Below are 544 nucleotides of genomic sequence, written 5' to 3'. Positions count from 1 at the left end.
ACTAAAAAGAGCGATTAAAGGGCGAAAAATTATGACTATAAAGGAAGTTGCAAGTCCAATTGACCTAAGAAAAGCGGCTGATGCTTTAGAGTGGGCTGAAGAAGTAAATGTGAAACGCCCTTGGAGATATGAGTTTTTTAGCATGTATGTGGCTGAGATTAAGTCACTCAATATCAAAAAACCTAAGATTCTTGAGATAGGTGCTGGTCCTGGTTATTTGGCAAAAATTCTCTTAGAAAATATAGATTCTCTGGAATATACAGCTTTAGATTTCTCTGAGGCGATGCATGAGTTGTCCAGAAAAAATTTAGGATTACTTACGAATAAGGCCAAATACTTAACTGCGAATTTTAAAGAGTCTGGTTGGTATGATGTATGCCAACAAGAAACTTTCGATGTTGTCATCATTCACCAAGCTTTACATGAGTTAAGACATAAAGATTTTGCTAAAGAGTTTCATATGCAAGTTAGAAATCATCTATTAGATACAAGCTCTTTATATATTGTGACCGATCATATCGTCAAAGATGAGGAGGGTATGAAA

At 35.3% G+C, this 544-nt stretch carries 1 protein-coding gene; it reads left to right on the top strand.

Annotation, left to right across the window (positions count from 1 at the left end; all coding sequences use genetic code 11):
• Positions 1–31: 31 nt before the first annotated feature.
• On the top strand, positions 32–544 hold a 513-nt coding region (locus HUN22_RS17605; RefSeq protein ID WP_174732066.1), incomplete at its 3' end, for a class I SAM-dependent methyltransferase.

Source organism: Acinetobacter lactucae, from assembly GCF_013344765.1.
In the GTDB taxonomy this organism is placed as follows: domain Bacteria; phylum Pseudomonadota; class Gammaproteobacteria; order Pseudomonadales; family Moraxellaceae; genus Acinetobacter; species Acinetobacter lactucae_A.
The sequence above is the reverse complement of the archived record's forward strand: the minus strand, read 5'-3'. Positions and strand labels throughout refer to the sequence as shown.